The sequence below is a fragment of the Palleniella intestinalis genome (assembly GCF_013166595.1).
GTDB classification, from domain to species: Bacteria; Bacteroidota; Bacteroidia; order Bacteroidales; family Bacteroidaceae; genus Prevotella; species Prevotella intestinalis.
This window is the reverse complement of the sequence record NZ_JABKKG010000008.1, coordinates 81,132-105,626: the sequence shown is the minus strand read 5'-3', so window position 1 is coordinate 105,626 and position 24,495 is coordinate 81,132. Positions and strand designations below refer to the sequence as shown.

Here is a 24,495-nt window from a genome sequence, read left to right as displayed (position 1 = left end):
AAAGACTGTTACAATGAAGACAAAGAATCCTTTCCTGACCTACGGATACATCAGTCCGGAGTTCTTCTGCGACCGCGAAGAAGAAACCGCAACCCTCATTTCCGCACTGGAAAACGGCAGGAACATCACACTGGTGAGCAGCCGGCGCATGGGCAAGACGGGGCTCATACATAACGCTTTCCACCGCATAGGCAGGGAGATGCCGGAAGTGAAATGCTTCTATCTTGACATTTTCCACACCAATTCGCTGAGAGAGTTCACACTGCTGTTTGCCAAAACCGTCATCGGACAGCTGGATTCCTTCAGCGAAACGATGCTCGGCAGACTGACATCGTTCTTCAAAAGCTGCCGCCCTGTTGTCTCCGTCTACAGCATGACGGGCGCGCCGTCGGTGACTCTCGACTTTGTGCCTGACAATGCGGAGCAGACATTGGGAGAGATTTTCGAGTATATGAAGCAGAGTGGCAAGGAATGTGTCGTCGCCATCGACGAGTTCCAGCAGATAACGGAATATCCGGAGAAGGGAACTGAGGCCCTGATTCGCTCATACATCCAGTTCCTTCCGAACGTAAGTTTCATATTTTCAGGCAGCAAACACCATATAATGCTTGACATGTTCATGTCGCCGAAACGCCCTTTCTACCAAAGCACGCAGAAGATGCACATCGGAAGCATTGACGAAAGGAAATACCACAGGTTTGCCGCATGCCACCTTGCCAAAAGGGGCATAACGATGGATGAAGGGACTTTCCATTATCTGTACACAGCATTGTTCGGGCACACGTGGTACATACAGCGTCTGTTGAACAAGGTGTTCGAGATTGGCGAAGGCAATGTCAGTGAGCAGGACATCAACGAATGCGTAAGGATAATAATCAGCGAGGAGGAATTTAATTTCCAACAACAGTTCTCAATGCTGACCCTCAACCGGCGGAAGCTGCTGACAGCCATTGCCAAGGAAGGCACTGTGGAGGGCATCAATGGAAAGGATTTCATGCAACGCCATTCGTTAGGCGCACCGAGCAGCATCAACCGCGCACTGGACAACCTGCTGAAGAATGAGTTTGTCACAGACAATGGCAACAGCTACCAAGTCTATGACCGCTTCATGGGAATATGGCTGAGGAAACAAAGTATTTAGCAGATGTCCTGTAAAATATAACGTGAGTTCGACGAATTTGCTGTATCCGGTAAAAAGTAAAATGCTATAAAATTCGTCGAACTCACGTTAATATGCAAGAGCTTCACTGCTTGTCATTGTTTTTTAGCGTACACTAACAGTTTCAAAAGGTAACACTTTACCATGCGAAAGGTAACGGTTGACATGGTAAAAGGTAACCTTTCACAGTGCGAAAGGTTATCTTTTGTTTTACTATTTTTATAACATTGATTTACAATCTGTTACATCTTATCTCCCGAACTTGTACACAGCGAATGACTGTGCAGGTACGGAGAGCTTCAGGATGTTGCCGTTTTGTGCGGCAAGGGTTGTGGTCACAGGCTTCACGACATCCTTCTTGGCGATGGTGTTTATTGCCTTTGGATTGTCGGAACGGAGAGTTGTGACAGTCTGCGCACCGATGTTCTTCAGGCCTTTCACCTCTATTGCGACCTCACGCGCGGCATCGTTGAGATTGGCGATTTTCAGGATATACTCCTTTGTGCGCTTGTCATAAGTGGCGGAAGCATAGAGTCCGTCCTCGCCGGCGACAGGCTGCTTGCCGGCAGTCAGCGGGAGGACGTTTGTTCCCGGGTTGGTGGAATAGAGCTGCTGCACATAATAATTAGGTGTGAGGACAGTCTCCAGATTGTCCACCCAGATAAGGTCGGGACGCCACTGCCAGCCGTCGACATGCGCGAAGAGTGGCGCATAGGCTGTCATGTGGACGACATCGGCGTTGCGCTCCATGCCGGTCATGAACGCCGCCTCATGGAGTGCGGAGAGGAAATTGTTCTGTCGTGTAGGCTCTTTGCCCTCGGCTTTCTTTGTGTGGCAGGCATATTCGCCGGCGAAAACCTTAGGCCCTTTGCGCGGATATTTGTCATAGCGCTTGATGTTGTCACGGAACCAGTTCTCGTCACGGTAGTAGTGCTCGTCGACAAGTTCCACGTTAAGGTCGCGCATACGCTTCCAGCCGTAGTCGAATCGCTCACCGCTTGGGTCAGGACCGGAGGAACCGATGATGTTCATCTTAGGATATTTTGCCTTTATAGCCTTGATGAACGGCTCAAGACGCTGAGGGTACGCCTCGTCCCACTGCTCGTTTCCGATGCCGATGAACTGCAGGTTGAACGGTTCGGGATGACCCATTTCCGCGCGAAGCCTGCCCCATTTTGTGTCTGTCGTGCCGTTTGCGAACTCGATAAGGTCAAGAGCATCCTGGATGTATGGGTCAAGCTCTTCCAAAGGCACATTGGCTTTGGCTTCGTTTCCCTTGTTCTGATACTGGCACGCCATGCCCACGTTAAGGATAGGCAATGGTGTCGCGCCGATGTGTTCAGAGATGAGGAAGTACTCGTAGAAGCCCAGTCCGCCCGTCTGATAATAGTTCGGGTAGAGGCGGTGAGGGAATGTGTAGTTCCAACGGTTCTCGTTCAGCGGACGTTCCTCCACCTTTCCCACGGTGTTTTTCCACTGATAGCGTGAGGCAAGGTCAGTGCCCTCCACGATACATCCGCCCGGGAAGCGGAACACTCCCGGCTGCAGGTCCTTCAGAGCCTGAAGCATGTCGGTGCGGATAGCCCCTTTCCATGCGTCGGAAGGGAAGAGACTGATGTGATCAAGATCCACACCGTCCTTTGATTCAAGGTAGACGCGCATGAAGGCGTCCTTTGCCGTTATGGGCGAAGTGATGGTGACAGTATGCTTCTTCCATTCGGTGGAAATGATGTCGAGACGGCTTTTGGCAACGATGTCGTTATCCTTGTTGATAAGTTCCACCCTTATCTTGCCGGCTTTCGCGCCTTTGTCGGCAAGTCGCGCCTCAACGGAGAAATTGTAGACCATGCCCTTCTTCACGCCCATTCCGAAGAATCCGTGGTTCTCAAGACCTGTGCGCTTGTCGCGATGTCCCGGGTCTTTCAGTGTGACATAGTGCGGATTGTTCTTGAAAGCAGGGTTTGCGGTGTTGACAGTGACATTGCCGAAGGTGTTCCAGCCCATGAGTGCCTGCGGGAACTCAAACGAGCGGTTTTCCACCATCTCGGCATAGAGTCCGCCGTCCGCGCCGAAATTGATGTCTTCGAAGAATATGCCGTACATCGTAGGCTGTACGGTGATTCCCTTCTCCGGCTTTGCGGCGTTGAGTGTCCACCTTGCCGGAGCGTCCTCTGCCATGGCAGTCGCTGCAAGGGCGCACATGGCGAGGGTTGTAAGCAGTTGTTTTTTCATAAGTATGAATAATCGTTTTAGTGTATGTAAATATGTTTTGTGTCTTGTGAAATCGTTATGTTTCGCACGGCATACCCCCATTTATACCCCAATGATATTTGGAATCACTTGGGAAATGTTGTACCTTTGCATCAGATAAGCTGCACCTCGGCAATCAGGAACAAGTTTCATTCCATAATTTAAGCTGCACCTCGGCAACATCTCTATCTTGGCTGTAACCAATAATAACTCTGAAAGTGTGGCGGAGCCACAGTCCTCATGGTAACCCCTGACTTCAGTCATGGGGATAGTGTGAATGCTCATAATGCTGTGTGGTGGAACCACACTCCTTTATGCCTCCTATACCCCTCCACCTGTCAATCTTGGTCACCATGACAGCATCGTACCACTCTTTATCCAACATAAAGGAGTGTGGCGCTGCCACACAAGTTACTAATGGACTTTCAAGACCCCATGACTGAAGTCAGGGGTTACCATGAGGAATGTGGCTCCGCCACACCTGCTGCATTCCAAAATCAGCGACTTTAATAGACTACTGTCGTGAGCGCCAATACCGTCGCAATGGTCTCTGTATCCTAAAATCAGTGCTTTTAGTAGACAAATATCCTGTAATCCTTCACGCTTCCGGGAGCACCTGTTTCGGCGCGAGGCAGATATTCGAGGGCGGAGACAGTCTGTCGTGTGCCCAAGTCGATGACAAGCAGATGAGGAGCTTTGGCGTTTTTCGCCGTGCTCCAGTAGGTAGACTCCTGAAGGTCAAAGGCCTTCTCGCCCGTCATGTTCCTGTTTATGTCCTCACTGTCAGCGTATTTCACCGTCCATGGCTCACGGCTGATGCGCCTGCCGGCAGTGTCAAGGAGGTAAAGCTCCGCTATCTGCACATTGCCGGTGCCGTCATGCGTAGTGAGGCACTCTATGGCTATGTGGCGTCCCTCGGCTGGCTTAGCGAAGCGGACGGTCTGCCAGCCGTTGCCGGAGGTGAAGGATGATGCGGCGATTGGTGTGGAGGAAGCGAGGTCAGGGCGGTTTTCAGGGTTGTCGTTCCTGCGCGGCTTCTCTGTCTGCAACTTGTCAAGCTCCGGCGAATCCTGACACCACACGACAGGTTTCTTAGGGCCTGCGACATCAAGCACTATCACTTCGTTGCGCCCTTTCCTAAGCCAGCAGCCCGGAACGTAGAGCGTCTGCTGAGGGCCTATATGCCAGAAGCGGCCGAGAGCGTGGCCGTTGACATAGACTTGTCCCTTGCCGAGGTTCTCGACATTGAGGAATGTGTCGCCGGTGCGTGACAGATTAAACCATCCGCGGTAATATCCTGACGCTCCTTCGATAGGGGACGCTGTCTTAGCCTTCATGCCAAACGCCTGCAAGGCTGTCGCATAGTCGTCAGGAATGATGTCCATCTGCCAGTTTTTCAAGTCCCATGTCAGCTCATGTCCGTCGGATGAGGTCTTGATTGTCACTCCGTTGGTGATGCCTTTGAAATCCTTTATCGCGCGACCGAAGTTGATTCGTCCCATGGCTTCCACCACTATTGTCAGGCGGCTGCCTTTCTTGACGGCAGGGAGGGCGAGGGATTTCTCCTTCCTTACACGGTCGATGGAGCCTATCAGTTTGCCATCGATGAACACCTGGCTGTAGTCGTGCCCCTCGTTCAGTGTGAGCAGACTCTCTCCTTCGAGTTCAGGCAGCTCCGTGGAGTACATGGCTGTGCCCCACCCCATGTCCATTTCCTCGAATGTAAGAGGAGTGCGGGCGGTGAGAGTGTTGCTGATTCCGTAGGACAAGGGCGCATATTCGTCCAGCGAGAACTGAGGGACGGTGATGATTTTCGCAGGCAGTCCCGGCACTTTCGGCAGCTTTTCCTTGGAATGTCTCTGCATCATCTCGCGCAGTTCGTAGTATTTCGGTGTGGCTTTGCCATACTCGTTGATTGGCGCATCGTAGTCGTAGGATGTCACATCCGGCGCGAATCCCGGCGAGTTTGCTCCTGCCCAGTGACCGAAGGATGTGCCTCCGTGGGTCATGTAGAGGGAGAATGAGATGCCTTTCGTAATCATCTCCTCCATATTGTCCACCATTTTCTTTGCCGGACGTGTCTCATGCTTCGCGCCCCACTTGTCAAACCATCCGCTCCAGAACTCCGAACACATCTGCGGAGCGTCAGGACGCAGTTCGCCAAGCCGCTTGAACTGCGCGTCGATGTTGGCACCTGTGCCGAAGTTCATTGTCCATGTGAGGTCGTCAAGTCCGTTCTTTGTGAAGTTGCTCGCCCAGTCGCATTGGAACAGCTGCACCTTGTCAAAGCCCGAAGCACGGACTATGTCGCGGATTTCCCCGACATATTGCTTGTCCTCACCGTAGGAGCCGTATTCGTTTTCCACCTGCACCATGATGATAGGGCCGCCTTTCTCGATTGTGAGCGGTGAGAGTTGCTTGCCCACTTCGCCCATGAACAAGCGCACGCGCTCCATGAAGTACGGGTCTTGCTCACGCAGCCGGATGTCTTTCTTCTTAAGAAGCCACCACGGCAGACCGCCCATTTCCCACTCCGCACATACGTATGGGCCGGGTCGGACGATGACATACATGTCGTTTTTCTTGCACAATCGGCAGAACTCCGCTATGTCATTGTTGCCTGAAAAGTCAAATTTGCCCTCCTTCTGCTCATGGATGTTCCAAAAGACATACATGCAGACGGTGTTCATTCCCAACGCTTTGCACATCTTGATGCGGTGCTCCCAGTAGTCGCGTGGTATGCGTGGATAATGGAGTTCGGCAGCTTTCACGAGGAAAGGCCGGTCGTTCAGCAGGAAAGTCTTCTTGCCTGTCGTGAATGTCCCTGCTTTGTCTGCCTCCGGATTGACGGCTTTTCCCTGCATGGGGATGAGAGAGAGCAGTGCAAGTAAGGTCAGATGTTTCAATGTTTTTATTGTTTTCACAGTGTGGTTGGTGTTTCTTGTTATGGAAAATTCGCTTGCTACCGGACAGCGGCATGCCGCCGGAAACGCGCTGTTTTTACTTCTTTTTAGAGTTCAAACGTGTCCCTTCAGGATTCAGACGTATGACAGTGAATGAGTAAGGGCTCATCTCGTAGTCGGTCATCGGACTTATTTCGAGTTCCGTCTTGACAGGTGCGACAGCCTCATCGGCTGGTTTTCCCGCCATTGTCTCTGCCGTCGCACGGACTGTTGTGCCAAGAATTCCCTCAAGATTCAGCTTTGTATTTACCTTAACAGGCAGGAGATTCATCAGTTTTATGATAATGTCACCCGTCTTGGAGTCACGCACAATGCTGTGTCCTATGCGCAGACGAACATTCTCCTGGTTATTGTCGGCCTTGGCATAGCAAGGGATATACTCGTCACCGGCATTCCGTCCGTAGAGTTTCTGCACATGGTAGTCGGTGGTAAGGCGTATGGATGCGTTGTCAAAATAGATGAGATTATGCGACCACTGCTGATGTCCGCGGCGTGAGAGCAATGGCGCATAGCTTGACAGGCGCACCACATCGGCATTCCTTTCGACAGAGGCGAGATAGAGGGCAGTGGTCAAGGCGGACTCCATGTTGTGCTTCTTGCCCGGCGTATGTGAGGCATACTCGCCGAGATAGACCTTGGTCTTGTTGCGGTCGTAGGAATCATAGAAGTCCTGATTGTAAATCATCCAGCCCGAAGGGACATAGTAATGCTCGTCGATGATGTCGAGATTCATCTCGTTTGCCAGTTTCCAGCCATACTCATAGTCAGAACCTCGGTTGAAAGGTCCTGCCGTTCCGACAATTTGGATGTCGGGATACTTCGCCTTTACTGCCTCGCAAATCATCTTGTAGCGCACGGTGAAGACATCGGAGATAAGGTCTTCGTTGCCTATACCTATATATTTAAGGTCGAAAGGCGCAGGATGTCCCGCCTTCGCCCTGAGGCTTCCCCATTTCGTGGACTTGTCGCCACGTGCCCATTCGACAAGGTCGAGGATGTCCTGGATGTATTGTTCCATCTCCTCCATAGGCAGACCGCCCTGCTGACCGTCACCTCCGTCGGAAGAGTTCTGGCACGGCACACCTGCGGCAATCACCGGAAGCGGCGTCGCACCGATGTCTTCGCAGAAGCGGAAGTACTCGTAATAACCGAGTCCCATTGTCTGGTGGTAGTTCCAGATGTTGCGCATTCCTTTTCTTTCCCACAGTTCTCCTATGGTGTTCTTCCAGCGATAGATGTTGTGCAGGCCGTTGCCGTGGGCGAGACATCCGCCCGGGAAGCGCACAAACCGTGGATGAAGGTCCACAAGTTTCTCGGCAAGGTCCTTGCGCATACCGTTCTTCCGCCCTTTGAACGTGTTTTGCGGAAAGAGCGAAATGAAATCAACAGCAACCTTTCCTGTCGCCAGCGGGCGGAGCTCAAGTCGTCCGTCACTGACCGTTTTATCAGGAACGACGACAGTTTTCGCCTGTTTCCAGCCCTTGCCGCCAATGTTTATCTTACGGCGTGCTATCACATTGCCGTCCTTGCCGACAATCCTCAGTTCGAAAGGCATCACCTTTTCCGACTTTGCGAACATCGAAAAGTCATATTTCTCTCCGGCTTTGACCGCCACACCGTCCCAACCGGCATTGACAAGTGCACCGCCAGTGGTGCTTATGTCCAGCAAGGCATAGTGCGAATTGTTGGGATGCAGAGGTGCAACGGTGTCAATGGACATCGCAATTCCCCCTCCTTCAATGCTCCAGGCGTATGTAGCGTTCCAGTCCTTGTTGCGTCCGCGGACATCATGGGGTGTATATTCAAAGTCACGGTTCTGCAGAAGTTCCGCATAAAGTCCGCCGTCAGCAGCATAGTTGATGTCCTCGAAGAATATTCCGAACAGTTCCGGACTGATTGCTTTCTTGTCGTTAGGGTTGGCGGTGACGGTGAAAGTGACGTCCTTCAGTCCTTTGAACCTCATCGGGTCGTCACGCATCAGTTCCGACTGGCGTGCGTTACGGTATTGGCTGCGCTCATATTCAGCGATAAGGTTGTTCACCACTGCGCGCTCAACTTTTATCACAATGCCCTTCAGACGGTCACCGTCAGGGAACGTAACCTGTTGCCGTTCAATGTTTCTGTTGCCGTTCTTCTTGTCACCGGCGGCATAATAATCCTGCGGTTTCCATAGGACAAGGTCGTCCGTCTCGGTGTTTGCAATGACTTTGCCGTCCTCGTTCACAAGCCATGTGCACACCCATTTGCCGTCCGGACGGCGTAGAAGCACAGGGTCAATCATCCTTTTTCCGCTGCCCCACGGTCCATAGTCACTGGACACAAAGTTGTGAGAATCACCTATCTTGTGCCACGACTTGTTGTCTATGCTCCACGCAAAATGCAGTCCGTCGTGGTTCTTGTTATGATCGGTGGTGTAGGAAAACAGATAAAGAGAGTCCGGTTGGTTCTCGATGGCGTGAGTGTTGACAGCCGCTGTCGCCAACATTGCCATGGCTAATAGCTTTTTCATTTCAGGACGATATTGGTTGGTTATGATGTTAAGTTTCTTGGTTAAAAGGCTCTTGCCCTTGCATCTGCAACGGCAGGAAAAAGGTTTGATGCACAAAATTAGTACTTTCCGAAGGCAACGGCATGCAAAAATGTGTGCTAATCATGTATTTTTGTGTACAGACATTGATATTTGTGCACTATCGCATTAACGGCATATCCACAGGCATTAAGGAATTCAAGAACCTTAATGCCTGTGGATACAAAAATCAAATCATCGGAAACTGTTTACGGCCTCAATGACTTCCGCTGCCTCTTCCGCTGTCATGCAGGGGCTGATGGGCAGGGAAAGCTCCTCGCAGGCAAGGCGTTCCGTGACAGGGAGCGACAAGTCTGCCATGGCAGGATGATTGGCATAGCATTCCTGACGGTGCGGAGGTATGGGATAATGGATAAGCGTCGGTATGCCTCTCGCCGCAAGATGGTCGCGCAGACAGTCACGCTCCGGCGAGAGAACGGGGAAGATGTGCCACACGTTCTGCTCTTCGGGAAGCAGCACAGGCAGTGAGACGAGCGGATTGCTTATACCTTTATTATATAGGTGAGCTATCCTCCGGCGGCGTTCGTTGTCACTGTCAAGATGCGCAAGTTTGACGCCCAGCACGGCAGCCTGAAGCTCATCAAGACGGCTGTTCCTGCCACAATACTTGAATACATACTTCCTTTGCGAGCCGTAGTTTGCCAATGTGCGCACCGTCTCGGCAAGTTTCTTGTCGTCAGTCGTCACCGCTCCGCCGTCGCCAAGCGCTCCGAGGTTCTTCCCCGGATAGAAACTGTGGGCGGCAGCGTCACCGAGCGAGCCTGTCCGCCTACTGTTGAAGCGGCAGCCATGTGCCTGAGCGTTGTCCTCAAGGAGCTTCAATCCATGCTTTCTGCACACCTCTGCCATGCGCTCCGAATAGGCAAGACGGCCGTAAAGGTGGACTGTCATCACGGCTTTCGTGCGCGGTGAGATGCGGCTTTCGATGAGTGAGTCATCGATTTCCAGCGTTTTCGGGTCAGGTTCGACAAGGACAGGCGTGAGACGGTTCTCGGTTATGGCAAGGATTGTCGCGATATACGTGTTTGCAGGGACAATGACCTCGTCGCCCGGAGCCATTATGCCGAGTTCCATGTATGCCCGAAGGATAAGTATGAGAGCATCCAGACCGCTTGCGCAGCCCACGCAGAAGCGTGTGCCGATGTACTCCGCATAGTCGTTCTCAAACCTTTCGTTCTCCTTTCCCTGCAAGTACCAGCCCGAATCCGTCACGCGGCGTATGGCGGCGTGTATCTCTTCGGCATGGCTTGCGGTGATGTCTTTCAGTGAGAGGTAGTCCATTGGAAGTTGTGCGTTATAAGGTTTTGTTGTGGGGTCTTCGGCAAATTGACAAGACATTGGGTTGATGAGTTGTCAGAAAAACCTCACCTTTACACTTTCTGCATATCGTTCAGTTTCTTGTAGTATCCGTCTTTCTCTATGAGTTCCTTATGCGTACCTCGCTCGACAATCTCGCCCTCATGAAGCACACATATCTCATCGGCGTTCTTTATGGTGGAGAGGCGGTGCGCCACAGCCACGGTGGTGCGCGTTTTCATGAGGTTTGTAAGAGCCTCTTGGACAAGGCGTTCCGACTCAGTGTCGAGGGCAGAGGTTGCCTCGTCGAGGATAAGGATAGGCGGATTCTTGAGTATGGCGCGTGCGATGGATATGCGCTGCCGCTGTCCTCCTGACAGCCGGCTGCCACGGTCGCCGATGGATGTCTCGTAACCCTCCTCGCTGTCCATGATGAAATTATAGGCGTTGGCGATTTTTGCGGCACGGTCGATTTCCTCCTGTGTGGCGGAATCCACGCCGAAGGTTATGTTGTTGCGGAAGGAATCGTTGAAGAGTATCGCCTCCTGATTGACGTTTCCGATGAGCTGCCGCAGGTCATGGACACCCATGTCCCTGACGTTCACACCGTCGATGAGCACCTCGCCTTCCTGCACATCATAGTAGCGTGGGATAAGGTCTACAAGGGTCGATTTGCCGCCTCCCGACTGTCCCACAAGAGCCACTGTCTGTCCCTTGCGCACAGTGAGGTTGATGTGTCGCAGAACCCATTTCTCGGCATAGCGGAAACCTACGTTGCGGAACTCTATCTCGTGCTCGAACGTTGTCGGACGGACAGGGCTTTCCTTCTCCGTTATGTTGTTTTCGGCTTTGAGAATCTTGTCGATGCGCTCCACACCGGCAAGTCCCACAGGGATTGTGTAGCCTGCCTTGGAGAACTCTTTGAGAGGATTGATTATGGAATAGAGGATGACCATGTAGTAGATGAATGTCGGTCCGGTCAGCGCCATTTCGTTAAGCACGAGGATACCACCGAACCACAAGACTATGACAATCATCATTGTGCCGAGGAATTCCGACATAGGATGAGCAAGACTCTGCCTTACGCCCACCTTGATGACCTGGTTGCGGTGCTCGTCGTTGATATCACTGAAGCGTTTGTTCATCTTTTCCTCAGCACAGAACGCCTTGATGATGCGCAGACCGCCGAGGGTTTCCTCCACCTGTGACATAGTGTCGCTCCACAGGTTCTGGGCTTTAAGAGAGCCCGCTTTCAGCTTTCGTCCTATGCGCCCCATGATAAAGCCCATGACAGGGACGAAGATGAGTGTGAAGAGTGTCAGCTGCCACGAGATGACAAGCAGGGTTATAAAGTAGGTTATGATGAGTATCGGGTTCTTGAACATCATGTCCAAAGAGGTCATGATAGAGTTTTCGACGGTGGAGACGTCACCTGTGATGCGTGCGATGATGTCGCCCTTTCGCTCCTGTGTGAAGAATCCTATCGGGAGTGATGTCACTTTTTTATATATCTCGTTGCGGAGGTCGCGCACAATGCCCGTTCGCATCGGTATGACAACTGCCGAAGAGAGGAAGTACATGCCAGTTTTCAGGAATGTGGTGACGACAAGGAAGAGTCCGATGATGAGTAGTGTGGTGGTCTGTCCGACATTGTCGATGAGCATGGTGACATAGTAGTCGACATTGTTTGTGACCGCTTCCTTAAGGTTGTCGAAGGTCATCGGGATGTATTCCGTCACGCGCTTGCTGCCCTCTGTCTTGAAAAGGATTTGCAGGATAGGGATGAGCGCAGCGAAGGAGAAGATGTTGAGCAGTGCCGAGAGTATGTTGAAAAGGATTGTGAGTACAAGGTATTTCTTGTAGGGCGGCACGAAACGCCGCAGGATTACTATGAAGTCTTTCATTGTCTGGGTGGTGGTTATTTTGTTTTTCTGACAGTATTGTCAGTTATGTCAGTATTGTCCGGTCAATACTGTCAGTACTGACATAAGTGTCAATACTGACCTTATTTGCTATGCCTTTCCGCAAATTCGGAGTATGTCACGAACTCTTCTCCGCGTGCCTTCAGGTCAAGGATTACAGCCTTCAGGCGGTCGTACATGCCCTGTCCGGCATTGTTGCGGATGATGAACGGCATGCGCAGTTCGGGATGTTCGCCGAGCGGATAGAACTCCCATGGGTGGAAATACGTGTTGAAATATCCGTCGTGGCGTATGATTCTGTGGCACAAAGCCTTGTAGAGCCAAAGCGGAAAGTTGTGGAGCGAGAGCCAGAACATCGGTATCCGGAGCCATGGAGATACACTTGCCGGTATCTGCATCACGCCCTCCTGCATGAACCATGTCCTCAGAGTGGTGAGGTGCATGTAGCGTCCGGGGATGAAAGCAGGGTTGAGCGAGGCGTTGTAGAGATAGCCCTGACGCGCCTGTTCCTTAAGGTCAACCTTGAACATTCGCGGCTGGCGGTAGCCCTTTATCTGCCGTCCGGTCAGCTGTTCAAGGACTCTCTTGGAGTTAGCGACGTCCTCCGGCTTCGGGTTCCAATGATCACAACCGTGCGCAGCCACCTCATGCTCTTCGTCCATGATGCGCTTCATGACCTCCGGAGCATGCGTTGCGAAATTCGTTGTGCAGAAGAATGTGCCCTTCACTCCGCACTCCTTGAGGCAGTCAAGGATACGGTTTGTGCCGTAGCGGGACACTTCCATGCCTTCTTTCAGTGTATCGTAGTCGACACCGTGTTCACGCGGAACATCAAATTCTTCGGTGTCAAAGCTCAGCATTATCATTGTATTATGTTGTTTGGGGAGTTGCTTTTGTATAATCTTTTGTGATAAGTTCGTAACAGAGTTTCAACCACACCATGGCTACAGGTAGGGCTTTCAGGGCGTACGGCTGTATGAATTCCTGCCTGATGGTGCGTGGGAAGAGGTCGGAGGGTGACATGCTTGTGATAAGGAAGACAAGAACCATCAGCGCGATGTCCGCCGATGAGCGTTTCCACGGTGCGCAGCAGTACCAGATGACGCAGCCTGTCATGGCGATGATGTAACCGCTTGACTCCGTTCCCGTGGAGAAAAGGCAGACGAACATCAGCACTCCGGCGAGGACAGTCTCACGGAAAGCCGCACTTTTCCATTGTCCTATGCGGAAGTATCCGGCAGCCATCGCCGCCATTCCTGCCACAATCACAGGCAGGTCGGAATAGCTTCTCATCCACCAGTTGGCGGCATCCACGGGGCTGTCGCCTGCCGTTATGGAGAGGAAAGCCGTATGTCCGACGGTGCAGGCGTAGCCTATTTTGCGGAAAAGTCCGAGGATGGAGATGTTCTGTGCACGGCTCAGGAGATTCTCACCGTTCTTTCCGCCAAGGCATTCGAACCATTCACGGTATTCGGCAAGTTGGTATTCTGGGGAGGAAATGAGCATGGGGAGGCAGAAAAGCACAATGGTCCAAAGACAGAGCGACAGGATGTAGCGCGTCTTGTGCTTTGAAAAGAAGAAGAAAGCGATGCCCACTATGCCGTAAATCTTCACGAGTGTGCCAATGACTATGAACAATGTGGCATACTCATCGCGCTCTTTCTCAACGAAATAGTAGCTCAGCAGGATTATTGCCGCTATGGCAATGTTGAACTGCTGCATGAACAACGCTGTGAGAAGCTCATGGGCGCAGAACCAGATTATGAACGGAAGGATCACACCGTTGACGGCTTTTGTTGTGCGGTTATTGTCTTTTGGCTTGATGCTTCCTGCCACGGAGACCGTGGAGTATCTGCTTACCGCCCAATAAAGGAACACAGCAAGGCATGTGCACCATAGCACCAGACCGAGCCATTCGGGCACAACAGCGAACGGTGCGATAATGATTGAGAAGAATGGGCCGTAATGGTTTGTGTCCCAGAAACCGCCGTCCGTTGCCGGCGCGTATAGTGATGTCCCCTGCCATGTGTTGTAGAAGACATAGCGGAAGATGTCAAAATTGTTGTGCGCCTTCATCTTGCACAGGGCAGAGATGACACCGAGTGCCACCCAGAGCCACGGCATGAAGCGCCTGTCGGACAGTATGCTTTTTATTCTTTCCTTATCCATTATGGTTGTTCTGCATTGTTTCTTTTTGAGTGACTTTCCGGTTTTCCACCCCCCCCAATTTTTTCTTTGACGATATACAGTGGGCGGTGCTTCACTTCTATGTATATCTTGCCGATGTATGTGCCCACGATTCCGACGGAGAGTGTCAGTGCCGCACCGATGAACCATATCGAGCACATGATTGAAGCCCAGCCGTTGGCATAGTGGCCGAGGATAAGCGAACCGATGACATAGCACAGCATGCAGAAGGCAATGATGAGCATTGCCACGCCGATGGTGATGATCAGCTCTATCGGGCGTGTCGAGAACGATGTTATTCCGTTGGTTGCGAGGGAAAGCATCTTCCTCAATGTGTACTTCGAGCTTCCTGCAAGGCGCGCCGAAATGATATCATCGACGGTGGCAGTCTTGAATCCTATCAGCGGAATCATGCCGCGGAGATAGAGGTTTCGTTCAGGAAACTCCGCCAAAGCGTCCAATGCGCGCTTGGACATGAAGCGGAAATCGGCATGGTTGTAGACAGTCTTCACGCCCATGGACTCCAGGAGTTTGTAGAACATCTGCGCCGAAGTCCTCTTAGCCCATGAGTCAGCTTCGCGGCTGACCTTGACGCCATAGACGATGTCCGCTCCCTCATTGTGTCGGTCAATCATCTCTTCTATGGCGTTGATGTCGTCCTGCAGGTCAGCGTCTATTGTCACCACGGCATCGGAACTGTGGCGTGCCGTCATCATTCCTGCCATGATGGCGTTCTGATGCCCCACGTTATGGGCGAGGTCAAGTCCGCAGATGCGGGCATTCTCCCTGTGCAGTTCGGTGATTATCTGCCATGTCCTGTCCCTCGAACCGTCATTGACGTAGAGGATAAAGCTGTCCTCTGCAATCTTTCCCTTCTCGATCAGGCGGTCAAAGAGTGCGGAGAGTGTCTGTGAGGACTCACGGAGTACGGCTTCCTCGTTGTAGCATGGAGAGACGATTGATAGTTTTATCATTGGGTGGTTGTGATTATTTTTTTTCAGACAGTAATGACAGTATTGTCAATAATGTCAGTACTGACAATATTGTCCGATTACTTCTTATACACGAAATGCAGCATCATGAAGTTCACGGGGACGGCAGAGCCCATGGCGAGCAGTGCCGCATACTCCTTCGGAATGCCTGCCCAAAGGTAGAGGTTCAGGAAACCTAACTGCACGAAGAAGTTCACAATGTGCGACCCTCCGAAGCCTGTCAGCCTCTTCCATGACGGGCGGCTGTGGAACGTCCAGTAGCTTGTTATGACGAAGTTGCAGCAGAACGAGACAAGGTAGCTTATGGTGTACGACAGGTTTGGATTCATCCAACGGATAAGAACCCAATAGACCGCATACTGTATAGCCACGGCAAGGCATCCGTTTATGCAGAAACGGATGAACTCGCCCTTCTTTCCGCCACCCTGGAGCGGCATTTTTTTGCTGTTGTTTTGCATGTTTTTTCGGCTTTAAGTGCGGTGAGTTTACTTGAGAAGCCCCTCGTACATCGCCATCATTTGGCGTGTCAGACCATCCGGATCGAAACTCCTGCGTGCATAATCCTCAAGTTTTCTGCCCATCGACTGACGCAAGTCTGTGTCCGAAAGCAGACGGTCGATGTGGTGCGCCATAATCTCCGGGCAGTCCTTGTCGTGCGGATTGACGAGGAAAGCGTCAGGACCTGCCGCCTCAGGGAGCGAGGAAACCGTGGTCGTTATCACCGGAGTGCGCTGCAAGGCAGCCTCAACGACAGGCAGACCGAAGCCTTCATAGAACGAAGGGTAGGCGAAAACCACCGCCTGACGGTAAAGAGCCTGAAGGAGACGGTTGTTGTGTATGCCCGTCGCTATCGTCACCCATTTCTCCAGTTGGTGACCGGCGATGTACTCCTCCACCTTCTTCCTGTACTCCCTTCCGTTGCCTACGACAAGGAGCAGAGGACGGTTCTCCGCAGGGATAAGCTCCATTGCCTGCACCAGTGCCAGCAGATTCTTGCGCGAATTGATGGAGCCGACATAAAGAACGTATGGGCGCACACCTTCCGTTCCTGACGAAAGAGCGTCGCCGAAATGCTCCTTTATTAACCTGACAGCCTCATCCTCCGCCATCGGAGTATAGTAATAATCCTGCACAGGCTGGTAAATGACCTCTATACGCTCTTCGGGGACACCGTAGAACCTCATGATGTCACGCTTTGTGGACTCCGAAATGGCCACCACACGGTCGGCTTTCCGGCATGAACGCCCGTACTTGAAGTCATAGATGTGACGGTCTGCCCAATGGTACATGTCAGGAAACGTGAGCCAAGCGATGTCGTGCATAGTGACCACGGACATAATTTCTTTTGCCCTTCCGCCACATTTCTTTGCGCGGAGGATGTCCATCGGCAGCTCATTTGACAACCCATGGAACAGTTCGCAGCCGTCCTTTGCCGCTTTTTTGCCAAGGGAAAACACTCTCGGGAACGTCCCCTCATCATAGAGAAGGTAGTCATTCCCGGGGAAAAGCCTCTGCAACCCTTCCACCAAAGTGCGCGAATAGTTGCCCAGACCGGTATTGTTGTGATAATAACGCTTAGCGTCGAACCCTATTTTCATGGAAGAACAGCAGATAGAACATATAATAAAGCAGCAGTCCCGAGAACAGTCCTGCGATTGCATCGACAAGATAATGTGCGCGGATGTACACCGTCGCCATGCTGAGGAAGACGAAGAACGGCAGGAAGACATACATCGGACGCCACTTTCCGCGCTTCTTGCAGAGTCTTGCCAGCAGGCATCCGACGACTGTCGATATTCCTATGTGGCTCGAAGGGAAAGCCGCCGTGGCACGCTCGCCCTCATGAACGGCACCGCTCCTTACCAAAGAACGGCAGAAACCGTCCCACCCCGTGGCGGGAAGCATGTCCCTTGACTGCAGGAAATAGTCACCGACATCAGGAAATACGCCTTGCTTCGCATTCTCCAAACCTATGGCATTGAAATAGTACTGTGGCCCTGTGACCGGCACAAGGTCAAAGATTATGTAGTAGGCGAAGAACGAACCGAGAACAACCGACACCGCCTTGACAAAATCCTCGTAACGGTAGATGAAGTACATCATCACCACCGCCAGGATAAGATAGAAATAAGAGTAGTAGCCAAGGTATATCGGTTCGGAGAAAATCCCCCACGGCATTGCCTCAGAAAACACCAAGGAGGGCTGGCAGCCGAACAGATTCTGCTCCATGGTGGCAAAGACATGGTCCATGTTCGGCAGTATGCGGTTAAGCTCGTAAGTGTCTGTGTACCACCAAGGGAGCATCGCCATCTGCCCGACAACGCGCAAGAACACTGTCAGGCGGCAGGGGACAAGCCGGTAGACGCCCCAAAGCAGAGCCATGATGATGAGCGTCTTCACACGCCCGAAGATCATTTCGCCGGGATGAAGGAGGTGGGTATAGCAGAATATCAGCATCACTGTCGTGGCAAAGAGATAAGCCAAAACAACCCATTCGAATGCCATCAGGCCTTTGACGGGCTTTTTCTCCTTTGCCAGCAACGTACTGAAAAGTTTTTTCATCGCGTTCTTTTCGGTTATCGGTTTTTGGGCTTGGGGCTTGGGGAAACTTTGGTCAGTATTGTCAATAACGACAATAATGTCAATAATGTCCGATTGACCTACAACCAGAAACCCATAACCTCCAACCCACAACCTTGGGTTTGATTTATGAAAATTTAATGTATTTTGCTTGCAAAGGTACAAAATATTTCGTTACTTTGCAAAAACTTAAAACATAAAGACTATGGGAAAGGGTAAAAAAGGCGGTAAACGCATGACAAAGAAAGAGCTGACTCCGGTGCTCATGGACTTTTTCCGGCAAGAACCGGGAAAGACTTTCTCGTTCAAGGAGATATTCAAAAGGCTGAAACTCAATACTCATCCATTGAAGATGCTGGCAATAGACATCATGGAGGAGATGGCGTGGGACGACTTCCTCACACGCGTCACAGACTCCTCTTACCGTCTGAACCGGCAGGGACAGACAATAGATGGCGTGTTCATACGCAAGCGTACAGGCAAGAACTCGTTCCAGCCTGACGGCACAGACCAGAAGCCTGTGTTCGTGGCGGAGCGCAATTCGATGTACGCACTTGACGGCGACCGTGTCCGGGTGACCATGATGGCGCGCCGCGACAAGCATATCCGCGAGGCTGTGGTGACGGAGATTCTGGAGCGAAAGAAGACGCAGTTCGTTGGAAAAGTGCAGATTGAGCACGATGTGGCATACATTTCTCCTGACGGGGAGAACCTCTCTCGCGACATCGTTGTGCCCAAACGCCTGCTCCACAAGGCACAGGAGAACGATGTGGTCATCGTGCGTGTCGTGGAATGGCCTACCGACGAGCGTAGCCGTATCATAGGCGAGGTCATCGCAAACCTTGGCACAAAGGGCGAGAACAACACTGAGATGCATGCCATCCTGGCACAGTACGGCCTGCCTTACGAGTATCCTCGCGAGGTGGAGGATGCTGCCAACCAAATCAGTGAGGAGATTACCGCCGAGGATTATGCGGCACGCGAGGATTTCCGCAATACGTTCACCTGTACCATTGACCCGCATGACGCCAAGGACTTTGACGATGCATTGTCACTGAAAGTGCTCACAAAGGGCAGCGAGGAGGACGGAAAGGGCGCATTGTATGAGGTGGGTGTGCACATCGCCGATGTCTCTCATTATGTCAAGGAGGGCTCTGTCATCGACAAGGAGGCACAGGCTCGTGCGACAAGCATCTACCTTGTCGACCGCACAATCCCTATGCTGCCGGAGCGTCTCTGCAACTTCATCTGCTCACTCCGCCCCAATGAGGAGAAACTGGCGTACTCCGTAATCTTCACCCTCGACAGCGAAGCGAAGATAAAGACCTGGAGACTGGTGCACACAGTCATAAAGTCCGACCGCCGGTTCACCTACGAGGAGGCGCAGGAGCGCATAGAGAAGAAGGAAGGGGACTATCAGGAGGAGATAAACATCATGTGGAACCTCGCCCGACAGCTGCGTGACCGCCGCTTTGAGGAAGGCTCTGTGAAGTTCGACCGTGAGGAGATGCGCTTCGACATCGACAAGGACGGTGTGCCTGTGCGCTGCTATTTCAAGAAATCAAAGGAGGCGAACAAACTCGTCGAGGAGTTCATGCTCCTCGCCAACCGCACCGTTGCGGAGAGCATAGGCAAGGTGAAGCGCGGACAGACTGCCAAGACTCTGCCTTACCGCATCCACGATGAGCCTGACCCACAGAAGCTTGCGGAGCTGAAAGGCTTCGTCGCCAAACTGGGCTACAAGATGAAATCCACCAGCACCAAGGGGGCTTCGGCACGTGCCATGAACCAGCTTCTCGCTGACTGTGAGGGCAAAAAGAACCAGAAAGTGGTGGAGATGGTCGCACTGCGTGCCATGATGAAGGCGAAATATTCTGTCCACAACATCGGCCATTACGGACTTGCCTTCGACTACTACACGCACTTCACATCGCCCATCCGACGCTATCCGGACACCATGGTGCACCGCCTTCTCACACGCTACCAGCAGGGTGCGAAGAACGCAAGCAAGGACAAGTACGAGGAATTGTGCAAGCATAGCAGCGAGATGGAGATGACGGCAGCCATGGCGGAGCGCGATTCCATAAAGTACAAGATGGTGGAATTCATGTCAAAGTTCATCGGTGAGGAGTTCGACGCCCACATCTCGGGAGTCGCTTCCTACGGCATCTACTGCGAGATTGACGAGAACCACTGCGAGGGCATGGTCCCCATGCGCGACCTCGGTGAGGACTACTATGAGTTTGACGAGAAGAATTTCGCCCTCGTCGGCCGCCGTCACCACCACACCTACTCCCTCGGCGACCCTGTGCGCATAAAGGTGGCACGCGCCAACCTCGACAAGCGCCAGCTCGACTTCGTACTTGTAAAGGACTGAACGGCAATGCCTTGCGCATGCCGGCACGGCAGTCCGTGAACCGCAAGTCACTTTTCTTTGTAATTCGTTGAAACACAATAAGAAACAAAAGGTTACCTTTCGCATTGTGAAAGGTAACCTTTTGTCATGTCAACCGTTACCTTTTACAGGGTCAAGCGTTACCTTTCGCCACATACAACCTCATGTGTATCCTTACGGATGAAGAAGACACATTGCACGAAAACCACCAACAGAAATCCTCAAGAATCCGCATGAGAAGTTATTTTTTAGCCAAACACTTGCATATCTCGAAAAAAATGCTTTATTTTGCATACAGGTTAAGTATAGCATACAATGACCGACATACCACACTCCTAAAACCCCAAACAAGAAAACACATGAAAAGATACACGGTGCTGTCCTACATCGTCAACGACTACGAAATAGTCCGAGAAGTAGATGCCAAAGATCCTGATGCCGAATACATCCTTGTCACGGATCATGCCGGGACACATTCCGACACATGGACAGTGGTCCACGACAAAGACCTTGAAGGCATGTCGCCATTTGACAAGACCTTCTACATACGCTACAACTGCTTCAAGTACTGCACAACGGACATCTGTCTCCGCATAGACGGCAGCATAAAGGTCAAGCAAAGCCTGAAACCTCTGATAGACATGTTTGAGGAAGGAAAGTATGACGCCGCACTGATGGTACATCCGAGAAATACGGACTTCCGCTCAGAATACAGGATATGGGAAAAGACACGCAACTACCCGAAAAGCCAATCAGAGAAATGCCTGAAAGATATGGCGGCTAAGGGCTATGACTTCAACTATAAAGGGCTGTTCCAGACATGCTTCTCCATACAAAAAAAGGGAGGGGTAACTGACATTATAGACAGGACAGTGTTCTCTTACCTTAAGCAGCTCGGACAGGACGACCATATAGAAAGGCTGGACCAGATACCTTTCTCATACATCATGAACACACAGTTCAGCCACCTGCACATCATGCCTGTCAGCGAGCAGGTGCTGCATTCCTACTGCATGCAGTTCTGCGTCCACCGCTCCGCACAGCGACTTTACCCTGACATGGCAACCATTGACAAGGACAGCAAGGGATTCCTCTTCAACAAAGAGACAGAACTCGTAAGGCTGTATCCCATGAACGACATGGATGCCATTGCAGCACGCGAGAAGGAACTTATAGAGGAACCGCAGGAGGAGCTTGTCAGGTTGCGTGCAAAAAACATCAAGCACCTGAGGGCTTTGCGCATAATGACTTATGCACTCGTGGCACTCGCCACCGCTCTTGTCCTTGCACTGCTGCCATGAAACAGACACTTGACATCTCACACATGCAACAATGAAAATACTCTTTCTCATAAGCCGCTTCCTTGACGGTGGTATTGACACAGTGCTCGTGGAGTACCTTAACGGACTGTGCCGGTACACCGGTCATGACATTACGCTTGCCATCGGCATGAAGATGAACAAGGCGGAGGTGTTCCTGCCGCGCATATCGCCGGAGGTTAGGATAGAGTATCTTGTTGAGAACGATACGCTTACCGCCTACAAGCGTGCCAAGCACCACCGCCGCAAGAATGCTTTGCATGGGGCTTTTGACGAGATTGTGCTCAATCCGCTGCGCCGTTGCATAATGCGGAGAAGACTGAAGGAACTTTCAAGAGAGAGCGATGTGGTTGTGGATTTTGACAGTTGTTTCAGTTCTTTCATGGATATTGTGCCGGAAAAGGTAAGGAAAATAATGTGGTTCCACTTCTCCCTCGCCGCCGAAGAAAGCAGGGCGCCGAAGCGCATCAAGCGGCTAAGGAAGAACATCCGGCACTATGACAAAGTTGTGCTCATAGCCGATGCCATGCTGGAGGAGGCAAAGCGGATGATGCCGGAACACAAGGAAAAGTTCTGCCGCATATACAACTGCCTGAACAAGGACACTGTCATCAAGAAGTCCGGTGAGCCTCTTGACAACAAAATGGCGGCGAAACCGTTCTTCCTTGCCGTGGAAAGGCTTGAGGAATCACAGAAAGACCTCACCACTCTCTTCAAGGCTTACGCGCATCTGAGGAGCACCACGGCGGATTTTGATGTCCCGGCACTGTACATAATAGGTGAAGGGAAGAGCCGCACATGCTTGGAAAGCCTCATCCGGTCTCTCGGAATGGAAAGCCATATCAGGCTGTTAGGTTTCAGACCGAACCCTTATCCGTGGATGAAAGCTGCACAGGCGCTTGTCCACAGCTCCAAGTTTGAGGGACTGCCGACGGTGCTTGCCGAAGGGCTTATGCTCGGCAAGGTCATCATCTCCACCGACTGCCCTACCGGACCGTCAGAGATTCTTGCCAAAGGCAGGGCGGGACTGCTGACACCTGTCGGTGATGTGCACGCACTTTCTGACGCTATGCGGAGGGGAATGACGGACAAGGAACTGCGTGACAGACTCATTATGGAGGGGAAAAGCCATTGCCGGCTGTTCCTGCCGGAGCATAGCATTGCCGATTTCAACAGGATTATTGAATCATGACACTATGGAAAAGCAGAAGATAAGTGTAGTCATCAATACATATAACGCCGCCCTGCGATTGCGTGAGGTGCTTGATGCTGTGAAGGATTTTGACGAAATACTCGTCTGTGACATGGAGTCCACGGACGAAACCTTGCAAATAGCAGCGGAATATGGTTGCCGTATAGTGACTTTTCCACGAGGAAAGCACAACATTGTCGAACCTGCACGCGAGTTTGCCATACACCGGGCACAGCACCCATGGGTGCTTGTCGTCGACGCGGACGAGATTGTCACTCCTGAACTGAGGGACTATCTCTATGCCTTCACACAGGGCGGAAGCGACGGACTGCTCATCCCACGCAAGAACTTCTTCATGGGAAGATTCATGCGCTGCCTGTATCCTGATTATATCCTGCGCTTCTTCCGCAAGGACAAGACCCACTGGCCGGCTATCATACACTGCTCGCCGGAAGTGGACGGCAAGGTGGAAAGGATTCCGAAGAACCGCATGGAACTGGCTTTTGTGCATCTTGCCGATGAGTCGATAAGCACCCGTCTGCAGAAAACTGACCAGTACAGCACCAACGAACTGCCGAAGAAACGCCACAAGAACTACGGCACAGGCGCGCTCATAGGACGCCCGATGCTGTTCTTCCTGAAGACGTATTTCCTCAAAGGGGCATGGCGCGACGGCAGAGCAGGCTTCATAAAGGCTTCCTTGGAAGCACTCTACCAGTTTGTAGTCGTGGCGAAACTGTTGGAGGAGCGAGTAAAGAAACAACATAATGACTTATAGAAAAACATGCTGTTCGTAAGAGACAAAGGACAGATGTGTAACAACATCTATCAATATATTAATGTGTATGCATGGGCAAGGAAGCATAATCGCAGAAGCATGAGCATGCGCTTCGCCCATAAGTACAAAGGGTTTGCCATCTGTCGAATGCCTTATCATAACAAGGCTGTGTATTCTCTTGTAAAGGCATTGGGAGGGGTACGGCTCATACCTTGCATAAATTATGACAACAAGAGTATGACTATAGCACAATGCGAGCAGCGTCTGCTCTCTTCATGCAATGCCATTGTCGAAGGGTGGAATGTCCGTTATGGCAGTCTTTTGCCGGAATATATGGACGAGATAAGGCAGCTCTTTGCCTTTGACGATGGAATAAAGGCTGCTGCACGACGCAACATGCTGCCGGCGGACGACACCACTGTGAACATCGGGCTTCACATCCGGCGCGGTGATTACAAGTCGTTCATGGGTGGAAGGCATTACTTCACGGACAAGGATTTCATGGATTATCTCGCTCTTCTGCTTGACAATTTCAAAGGAAAGCGGTGCAACATCTATCTGTGTACCAACGACAAACACCTCGACCGTGACTTCTTCCTGCGTACAATACGAAGCCGTGAAGAGTGGAACGACTGCCACATCGTCTTCCCTCATGGCAGCGGACATGAGGATTTGTGCCTTCTCTCGGAATGTGACTTCATCCTCGGGCCTGTCAGCAGCTACTCCCTTATTGCCACAATGTACGGGAAGGCGCGCTGCCTGTGGATGAGCCACAAACGCAGGACTATGCTTCCAATGTCCCTTTTCCGTGATTTCCAAAGCCTTACAGATATTTTTGACATCAGTTTCTTCTCTGATGAACATCTATGATAATC

At 51.7% G+C, this 24,495-nt stretch carries 18 protein-coding genes; 6 read left to right on the top strand and 12 right to left on the bottom strand.

Annotated elements, in window-relative coordinates; genetic code table 11:
* The first annotated feature begins 13 nt into the window (after positions 1-13).
* A complete protein-coding gene (locus HPS57_RS11200) occupies positions 14-1,141 on the top strand; it encodes an AAA family ATPase (RefSeq protein ID WP_172183116.1) in 1,128 nt (375 codons plus the stop codon).
* 267 nt (positions 1,142-1,408) lie between these two features.
* On the opposite strand, the gene HPS57_RS11195 is transcribed toward HPS57_RS11200, so the two are convergent.
* The 12 genes from HPS57_RS11195 to HPS57_RS11145 all read right to left on the bottom strand — a co-directional run bounded on the left by HPS57_RS11195 (position 1,409) and on the right by HPS57_RS11145 (position 17,918).
* A complete protein-coding gene (locus HPS57_RS11195; RefSeq protein ID WP_172183114.1) occupies positions 1,409-3,391 on the bottom strand; it encodes an alpha-L-arabinofuranosidase family protein in 1,983 nt (660 codons plus the stop codon).
* Positions 3,392-3,665: 274 nt separating this feature from the next.
* A complete protein-coding gene (locus HPS57_RS14460; protein ID WP_256378291.1) occupies positions 3,666-3,794 on the bottom strand; it encodes a hypothetical protein in 129 nt (42 codons plus the stop codon).
* Between the two features lie 187 nt (positions 3,795-3,981).
* Positions 3,982-6,273 carry a beta-galactosidase gene (locus HPS57_RS11190; protein WP_172183191.1) on the bottom strand — a complete coding sequence of 764 codons (2,292 nt, stop codon included), beginning with the start codon at positions 6,271-6,273 and terminating at the stop codon, positions 3,982-3,984.
* A gap of 136 nt (positions 6,274-6,409) precedes the next feature.
* A complete protein-coding gene (locus HPS57_RS11185) occupies positions 6,410-8,881 on the bottom strand; it encodes an alpha-L-arabinofuranosidase family protein (protein WP_172183112.1) in 2,472 nt (823 codons plus the stop codon).
* A gap of 252 nt (positions 8,882-9,133) precedes the next feature.
* Positions 9,134-10,240, bottom strand: a complete 1,107-nt coding sequence (locus tag HPS57_RS11180) for a DegT/DnrJ/EryC1/StrS family aminotransferase (protein ID WP_172183110.1) — start codon at positions 10,238-10,240, stop codon at positions 9,134-9,136.
* An 89-nt stretch (positions 10,241-10,329) separates the two neighbouring features.
* Positions 10,330-12,159 carry an ABC transporter ATP-binding protein gene (locus HPS57_RS11175; RefSeq protein ID WP_172183108.1) on the bottom strand — a complete coding sequence of 610 codons (1,830 nt, stop codon included), beginning with the start codon at positions 12,157-12,159 and terminating at the stop codon, positions 10,330-10,332.
* Positions 12,160-12,260: 101 nt separating this feature from the next.
* The gene (locus HPS57_RS11170) at positions 12,261-13,043 is read right to left on the bottom strand and encodes a polysaccharide deacetylase family protein (RefSeq protein WP_172183106.1); all 783 of its coding nucleotides are present in this window, start codon (positions 13,041-13,043) and stop codon (positions 12,261-12,263) included.
* 4 nt (positions 13,044-13,047) lie between these two features.
* Positions 13,048-14,346, bottom strand: a complete 1,299-nt coding sequence (locus HPS57_RS11165) for a glycosyltransferase family 87 protein (RefSeq protein WP_172183105.1) — start codon at positions 14,344-14,346, stop codon at positions 13,048-13,050.
* A complete protein-coding gene (locus HPS57_RS11160) occupies positions 14,346-15,338 on the bottom strand; it encodes a glycosyltransferase family 2 protein (RefSeq protein ID WP_172183104.1) in 993 nt (330 codons plus the stop codon). The genes HPS57_RS11165 and HPS57_RS11160 overlap by 1 nt, the downstream gene beginning before the upstream one ends.
* A gap of 77 nt (positions 15,339-15,415) precedes the next feature.
* Entirely contained in the window at positions 15,416-15,814 is a 399-nt protein-coding gene (locus HPS57_RS11155) for a GtrA family protein (protein WP_253946536.1), read from the bottom strand.
* Positions 15,815-15,841: 27 nt separating this feature from the next.
* Positions 15,842-16,954 carry a glycosyltransferase family 4 protein gene (locus HPS57_RS11150; RefSeq protein WP_172183103.1) on the bottom strand — a complete coding sequence of 371 codons (1,113 nt, stop codon included), beginning with the start codon at positions 16,952-16,954 and terminating at the stop codon, positions 15,842-15,844.
* Entirely contained in the window at positions 16,932-17,918 is a 987-nt protein-coding gene (locus tag HPS57_RS11145; RefSeq protein WP_172183102.1) for a phosphatase PAP2 family protein, read from the bottom strand. The genes HPS57_RS11150 and HPS57_RS11145 overlap by 23 nt, the downstream gene beginning before the upstream one ends.
* Positions 17,919-18,141: 223 nt before the next feature.
* Here HPS57_RS11145 and rnr point away from each other — a divergent pair, with 223 nt between their 5' ends.
* From rnr to HPS57_RS11120, 5 genes are all read left to right on the top strand, one after another.
* Complete coding sequence (gene rnr / locus HPS57_RS11140) at positions 18,142-20,313, top strand: ribonuclease R (protein ID WP_172183101.1); 2,172 nt, start codon at positions 18,142-18,144, stop codon at positions 20,311-20,313.
* Between the two features lie 377 nt (positions 20,314-20,690).
* Positions 20,691-21,632 carry a hypothetical protein gene (locus HPS57_RS11135; protein WP_172183100.1) on the top strand — a complete coding sequence of 314 codons (942 nt, stop codon included), beginning with the start codon at positions 20,691-20,693 and terminating at the stop codon, positions 21,630-21,632.
* A gap of 31 nt (positions 21,633-21,663) precedes the next feature.
* A complete protein-coding gene (locus tag HPS57_RS11130; RefSeq protein ID WP_172183099.1) occupies positions 21,664-22,842 on the top strand; it encodes a glycosyltransferase in 1,179 nt (392 codons plus the stop codon).
* A gap of 4 nt (positions 22,843-22,846) precedes the next feature.
* Positions 22,847-23,620, top strand: coding sequence for a glycosyltransferase family 2 protein (locus HPS57_RS11125; protein WP_172183098.1), 774 nt, complete (start codon positions 22,847-22,849; stop codon positions 23,618-23,620).
* Between the two features lie 6 nt (positions 23,621-23,626).
* Positions 23,627-24,490 carry an alpha-1,2-fucosyltransferase gene (locus tag HPS57_RS11120; protein ID WP_172183097.1) on the top strand — a complete coding sequence of 288 codons (864 nt, stop codon included), beginning with the start codon at positions 23,627-23,629 and terminating at the stop codon, positions 24,488-24,490.
* Positions 24,491-24,495: the final 5 nt, after the last annotated feature.